Origin of the sequence: Nocardia sp. CC201C (assembly GCF_030010695.1) — a bacterium.
Classification (GTDB): domain Bacteria; phylum Actinomycetota; class Actinomycetes; order Mycobacteriales; family Mycobacteriaceae; genus Nocardia; species Nocardia otitidiscaviarum.
In genome coordinates, this window is the sequence record NZ_JASCXP010000394.1 from 1 (window position 1) to 7,009 (window position 7,009).

A 7,009-nucleotide genomic window follows, 5' to 3' on the forward strand; every position below is an offset into this window, starting at 1 on the left:
GGCGCGTTCTGCCATTTCCATGCCGTGGAACCGGATTTCGTCACCGCGCTGCGTCGCGCCGCCGATATCGCGACGCTCTCCTGTGGGTATCCGGGCACTCGGGAGTGGCTGCGCCACCTGCCCGCTCAGTCCACGCGATAGCCGCGCCCGGATTTGCGCAACACCAGATCGGCGGTCGAGCGGGTGCGCTCCACCAGCCGCGCATTGGCCAGATCGCTGTGCTGCACTTTGAGCTTCGCGTCCGCCGCGCTGCGACCGCCGCGAATATGGCGGCGCACCAACCGCTTTTCGATGATCGGGCGCGGCACGTCCAGATACCAGCTCTGGTCGAGCAGCGGCCGGACGGCCGCCCAGGCGCCGGTATCGAGCAGCAGGTAGTTGCCCTCGGTGACGACTATTCGCTGTTCGTCGAACACCACCCCGCCGGGTACCGGTTCGTGCAGTTCCCGGGAATAGGTGGGCCACGCTATCGCCCGTCCCGGCGATGTCTCCCGCACGGTGCGCAGCAGGTTCACATAGCCCTCGACATCGAAGGTGTCGGGTTCGCCCTTGCGCGCCAATGCGCCGTCGGCGCGCAGCCGGGCATTGCTGAAGTGAAAGCCGTCCATGGGCGCGACCTCGGCGATGCGGCTGGCGGCGTAGCCGTTCAACTCGTCGCGGACGCCGCGAGCCAGGGTCGATTTGCCGGCTCCCGGCGGTCCGGCGATACCGAGGACGAACCGCCGATCGGCGCGGCGGTCGACCCTGGCGGCCACCCGCACCGCGAGCTCCGCCAGGGACGTTTCGACGCCGGTGCGGGCCATCCCAGCACCCTACTGCGGCAGGATGCCGAAAATCGTTGCGGGCGCGCCCGACCCGCCGCGATAAATCGGTCCGCCCGCCAGCACCCACGCGCCGGTGGTCGGCAGTTCGGACAGATTGGCGAGGCATTCGAGACTGATGCGGTGTTCGCGGTAGAGCAGTTTCGATACCGCGTAGGTGTCGTCGATGCCGCGATCGGGGCCGAAGGTGTCGATGCCGAGCGCGCCGCGCCGCCCGAGGCGGCCGGTCTCCAGTAGCCATGCGACGGTATCGATTGCGAATCCGGGTTGGCGGCCATGCGCTTCGCCCTCGCCCAGGAAGTCCGGACTGCCCCATGTGGCGTCCCAACCGGTCCAGGCGATCACGGCGGCCTGGTCGGGAATGCGGCCGTACCGCTGCTCCCACGCCCGGAGATCGTCGATGCCGAGGGCGTAGTCCCGGTCGGCGGCGCACTGCTCCCGCACGTCGATCTTCACGGCGGGCAGCAGCAGATCCGCCGTATCGAGTTCGTCGGCGGCGAGCCCCCGCGGATCGAAGTGCACGGGTGCGCCCCAATGGGTTCCGGTGTGCTCGGCCTGGTGGACGTAGCGCAGCAGATACCCGTCCGCGGCCACGGTGGCCACGGTTTCGACGGTGAAGGCCGGATCGCCCGGGTACAGCGGTGTCCGCGCCGGATCGTGCACGTGCGACAGGTTCACGAGCCGCCCGAACGGCGGCTTCACCGCACGCCTCGCGGGATGGCGCGCACCAGGGCGCGCAGATCCGCTTCCAGGAGCCGGAACAGCCAGTAGGTGATCACGAAGGCCAGAATGCCACCGACGCTGAGCCAGCGGACCGGGACGATCACCAATTCCAGGTCGGTGGCGGATACGAAGGTGGCGCTGGCGGCCCCCAACAGCGGCACCGAGGCGGCCGCCGCCAGATAGATGTTGCTGCGCCGCGCCAGCGCCCACAGCTGTGCCCCGTCGGTGGGGCCGATGCCGCCGCGCACCAGCAGCCGCGGATACAGCGACCGCACCGCGAACAGCGTGATCAGGAAGAACGGATACGCCAGTGCGATGGTCGCGCACACCACCTGCGCGGCGAAGAAGTGCGCGAACTGGCCGGGGGCCAGCGGTACCCCCGATCCGGCCAGGGCCAGCGGCCAGATGATTCCGGCGAGCAGCCACATGGCGAAGGGCACCAGCACCGCGCGGTCGCCGACGGTGAGCGTATCCGCGCGGGCGCGGGCGAGTTCGGCGGCGCTGTACTCGTGTCCGCGCGCCAGCCGGAACGGGACGGTGAGCGGGCGGCGGCACAGCCAGATCAGCAGCAGGGCGGCCAGCGGGAAGGCGATGGAGTTGTTCACCAGCGCCACCGTCTCGAACCGCTGCTGGTCGGCCTCGGCGAGCCGGTCCACGATGAGCCGCTGGTTGAGCCGAATGTTGTACACGCTGGCGAATGCGTTCGGAACGCCCACGCAGAGCGCGGCGATGGGCAGCGCCCAGCCGCGTGCCCGGTGCCGGAGGCTGGTGGGCGGCGGATCGACCAGATCGCGGGCGCGGGCGTCCAGGGTCAGATCGAGTTGCCCCGCGAGTTCCGCGCCGCTGCGCCAGCGCCGGTCCGGATCGGGGTGCAGGCACTCCAGCAGCACCCGGCGCAGGGTGGCGGGAGTGTCGGCGGGCAGCGTGTCCAGTGCGGCGGGAGGCACGCCCGCCCGCCGCCCGCGCAGCATGGCGGCGAGCAGGCACGCCCGGGGGGAGCCGGAGGGCGTGGGAGTGTGTGTGTCGCCGACGGGCTCCGCCTCGCGAATGGGACCCGGTGGACCGTCGCGCCGGCCTTCCGGCAGTGGCCGAAGCGACGACCGCGCCGGTGGCGGAAGCTCCCCGGACAGCGACTCGGGCGACGGCGACCGCTCATCGAGATCAGGGTCGGCGAACGGCAGTGTGCCGGTGAGCATTTCCCAGAGCAGCAGCCCGAGCGAATAGATGTCCGCGCGGGTGTCGGGCATCGGAACCGCCGGATCCAGCAGCGCGGTGAGGTGTTCCGGTGCGTGGTATCGCAGCCGAGCCGCCTGCCCGGTGTCGTCGGCATCGACATACCGCGACGCCAGGCCGAAATCGGCCAGTTTCGGCACGCCCTCGGCGGTGAACAGCACGGTGCCGGGCCGGATGTCGTGGTGCGGCACCCCGTGCCGATCGGCGTAGTCGAGCGCCACGGCGAGCCGACGCCCCACCCACGCAACGGTTTCCGGCCAGCTGAGGGCGGCCAGTGCGGTGCGCACGCTGGAATCGGCGGGCCGGATCTCGCCCCTGGCCTCCATGACGGCGTCCACCGAGCCCAGCAGTGCGGTCCCGCTCGCGGGTCGCTGCCCGTTCCGGCGCAGCCGCGCTAGCAGATCCGCCACGGTGCCGCCCGGCAGGTACTGCATGTACAACAGCCGCAACGGCTTTCCGCCGTCCTCGAGGTGACGCTCGTCGAAGACCCGGACGATGTACTGGTGGTCCAGGCGGGCGACGGTCGCGGCATCCGCGTCGGCTCCGGTGTCCACCCGGACGGCGACCAGGCGCTGCATGGACAGCTGGCGGGCCAGGAACACCCGGCTGCGCTCGTCGCCGCCGAGATCGGTGAGCAGGTCGAAATCGTCCAGCCGATGCCCGATGTCGATGTGCGCCGGGAGGCTCGGCGGGGCGTAGGCGCTCCGATCGGCGAACCGCGCCCGGATCTCCCCGGCCAGCTCCGGATATTCGGCGCTGAAGGTCTCCAGGTCCACCTGCCGGTAGCGGCGGCGCACCAGGTACTCCTCGCACACCAGCTCCACGAAGTGCGGGCTGTCGGCCACCTCGGGAAATTCGGTGCCGTACTCGGCGATTCGCTTACCCGTCCCGGTGCGCCGCCAGCGCTGCCGCATATCGATGCGCACCAGATCCGCCAGCACCGCCAGGCGCACCTCGGTGCCGTCGGGTACGTAGCGGTGCAGCGGTGGGGGTTCGACGCCGCCACCGCGCAACACGGCCTCCCAGTCGGTGGCGAACCGGGCAACCGCCTCCGCATGGAAATCGTCCACGGTCACGGTGCCGCCGCGCCCCGAGCGGGTGACTGGTCGGCGTACATGCTCCGGTCCGGGTCGACCACCCGCTCCAGCGCGCGCAGATCCGCCTCCAGCGCCCGGAAAAGCCAGTACACCCCGACGAACGCGACGATCCCGCCGACACACAGCACCCGCACGGCGACAATGATCTCCGGAATGTCGGAGGGCCGCAGGAAGGTCACGCCCGCCACCGCCAGCAGCGGCACCGAGGCGGCCACCGCCAGATACCCGGTGCAGCGGCTGCCCAGCCGGTGCAGCCACACCGCGTCGTCGGCGCTGATGTCGCCGTGGCGCAGGAACATCGGATAGATGCAGCGCACCAGGTAGAAGGTGACCAGGAAGAACGGGTACGCGACCGCGATCGCCCCGCACACCACCAGCGATACCAGGAAGTGCACCATGCCGCGCGCGGGAATCTCACCGGTGGCCAGGCGCAGCGAGATCGGGAAGGTGATGCCCGCCAGCACCCACAGCGTGAACACCACGAAGGAGGCGCGCTCGCCCAGCAGTAGCACATCCTTGCGGGCCGCCCGCAGCGTCTCGGCGTCGAAGGCCCGGCCGCGTTTGAGCCCGTGCGGCACGGTGATCACATGGCGGCCCAGATAGCAGATCACCACGATGCCGATCGGGTAGAACAGCCCGTTCACGGTGGCGGTGACCAGGGTGAAGGTGCGTTGGGCGGCGTCGGTCAGGCGGCTCACGATCAGCATGTCGTTGTGGCCGATGTTGTACAGGGAGGCAAGCACATTCGGGATGCCGATGGCCAGCGTGATCACCAGGATGCGCCAGGAGCGCAGCCGCAGCCGCCAACTGTGCGGCGGTGGGTCCACCAGGTCGCGGGCCCGCTCGTCCAGGCACATGTCCAGCTGTTTTGCCAGCACGCTGCCGCTGCTCCAGCGCTGGTCGCGGTCCGGGGCCAGGCAGGTGAGCAGGACGCGGCGCAGCGCGGCCGGGCAGTCGGGCGGCACCTGATCCAGGGCGGCGGCCTCCACTCCGCCGCGTCTGCGGTCCAGCATGGCCTCCAGGGTGGTGCGGTCGCCGTGGTGGTCGGGCCCGGCCGTGGTGTCGTCGAACGGCTTCGCACCGGTGAGCAGCTCCCACAGCACCACTCCCAGGGAGAAGATGTCGGCGCGGGTGTCCAGGTCGGCGGCGCTGCGGGCGCGGCCGGGGTGGCACGCCTCGAGCTGTTCGGGGGACATGTAGGACAGGGAGCCGCCGAAGTAGGAGACCGGGCTCGCGCCGTCCAGATTGCGGCTGAAGCTGATATTGAAATCGGCCAGCTTCGGCACCGCCTCGGCGGTGAGCAGCACATTGGCGGGCTTGACGTCCCGGTGCAGGACACCGTGGCCGTCGGCGTAATCGAGCGCCTCGGCGAGTCTGCGGCCCAGCCACGCCACCGTTTCCGGCCAGCTCAGCTCGGCGATCTCGGCGCGCACGCTGGAATCGGTGGGGCGGATCTCGCCCTTCTCCTCCATGGCGGCGTCGACGGCGTCGAGCAGCAGTTGGCCGGAGCGTTCCGCGGGCGGGGTGGCGCGCACCCAGCGCAGCACGCCGAGCAGGGTGCCGCCGGGGAGGAACTGCATGTACAGCAGCCGCAGCCGACGGCCCGACTCGGTCATCAGCCCCGACATCAGGCGCTGGTCGAAGACCCGCACGATGTAGTCGTGATCCAGCTGGGCCAGGGTTTGCGGTTCGGTGCCGTGATCGGCGGAGATCTTCACCGCCACCAGTCGTTGCAGGGAGCGCTGCCGGGCCAGGAACACCCGCGCGAACGCGCCCGAGCCGAGCCCGGTCAGCAGGTCGAACTCGTCGATGCGCTGGCCGATCTCGATGCGGTCGAGCAACTCGCCGGTATCGGGGGCCGCGGCGGGATCGAACCGGGTGCTGGTGCCGGGTGCGGTGGTGCGGGTTTCGTCGTCGAAACCGAATAGACCGGTCGCATCGGGCGGCCGGGTCGGCTCCTCCGGTCGCCGGGTGCTCTCGCCGAGATCCACGCCGCCGCGTGTGGATTCGTCCAGCCCACTTTCCGGCCGATCCCGACCGGTGCCTTCGGATGTCGGCCGCGCCGAGACGGTCTCGACCGAGTCATCCCACCCTCCCCCCGACCGTGTGTCGTCCACATGTGTCGCGGCGGGTGCCGTCGCCTCCTCGAGGCGGGCGCGATCCGGGGCCGGGCGCGCCGCCGATCCCGCCGGGGCAGGCGCGGCAGCCGGATCGGCGGCGGTCATATCCGGATCGGCGGCGGTCGGCTCCGAATCCCCAGCGGCCGTCTCCGTACCAGCGGCCGTCTCCGTACCAGCAGTGGTCTCCGTATCGGCAGCGGTGGCTTCCGGATCGGCCGCGGTGCGGCGGGAGTCCTCGAAGGCCGAGCGGCGGGTGCTCTGATCCTCGTCGTCGGCATTGAGCAGCTTGCGCAGCTCGGTCGCCTGGTGGGGGTATTCGCGCAGGCAGTCCCGGGGGTCGATGCGCTCACCGCTGTGGCGGCGGATGACGAACTCCTCGTAGACCAGGCCCGCGGGCAGGTCGCGGGGGGTGAGTTCGGGGAAGTCGGAACAGTACTCGGTGAGTCGTTTGCGCAGGTGACGACGCGGGTCGGGGCCCGGGCGGCGCAGCCAGCGGTGCCGCATGTCTACCCGGATCAGTTCGATCAGGGCCCCGCGGCGCAGGGTGGTGGCGTCCGGGAGGAAGTCGGCGATCCGCGGTGGCTCGGCGGCCTCGTCCCAGGCCGCGGCGAAGGCGGCGACCGCCGTGAATTCCGTTCCGGCCGTACGCTGGCCGGAACGGTGATCGGAATCAGAAGTCATGCCCGCACCTGCCTGGCTCGGCACGGATACCCATCGAATCCGCACTGGTCGGTTGGCGGGAGCGGCGGATAGAATCCGCCACACCCGACACCATCATCCCCCGAGCAACTGCCGGAAATGATAACTTGCGGCTGCACAGCGGATCACCCGATTTCGACGACCAGGCGACGGGGGAACACCAGCATGTACAACGAGGGCACCGCGCTAGCGGACGGCATCTCACCTGTGGAAACCGATTCCGACCGGCCGGAAACCACCCCGACCCACCGGCCCGAACCCGCGCCCGGGCGCGACCCCCCCCCCCCCCCCCCCACCCCCCCCCCCCCCCCCCCCC

At 70.8% G+C, this 7,009-nt stretch carries 4 protein-coding genes; all 4 read right to left on the reverse strand.

Annotated features, from left to right (window positions below):
• Nucleotides 1–125 precede the first annotated feature (125 nt).
• From QK444_RS29545 to QK444_RS29560, 4 genes are read right to left on the reverse strand one after another with little or no spacing between them, the layout of a single operon-like run.
• Entirely contained in the window at nt 126–803 is a 678-nt protein-coding gene (locus QK444_RS29545; RefSeq protein ID WP_282785405.1) for a nucleoside/nucleotide kinase family protein, read from the reverse strand.
• Nucleotides 804–812: 9 nt separating this feature from the next.
• Nucleotides 813–1,523, reverse strand: a complete 711-nt coding sequence (locus QK444_RS29550) for a cyclase family protein (protein ID WP_282785406.1) — start codon at nt 1,521–1,523, stop codon at nt 813–815.
• Nucleotides 1,520–3,853, reverse strand: coding sequence for a protein kinase (locus tag QK444_RS29555; RefSeq protein WP_282785407.1), 2,334 nt, complete (start codon nt 3,851–3,853; stop codon nt 1,520–1,522). Before QK444_RS29555 ends, QK444_RS29550 begins: the two co-directional genes overlap by 4 nt.
• On the reverse strand, nt 3,850–5,889 hold the full coding sequence (locus tag QK444_RS29560; protein ID WP_282785408.1) for a serine/threonine-protein kinase: 2,040 nt from the start codon (nt 5,887–5,889) through the stop codon (nt 3,850–3,852). Before QK444_RS29560 ends, QK444_RS29555 begins: the two co-directional genes overlap by 4 nt.
• Between the last annotated feature and the right edge of the window lie 1,120 nt (nt 5,890–7,009).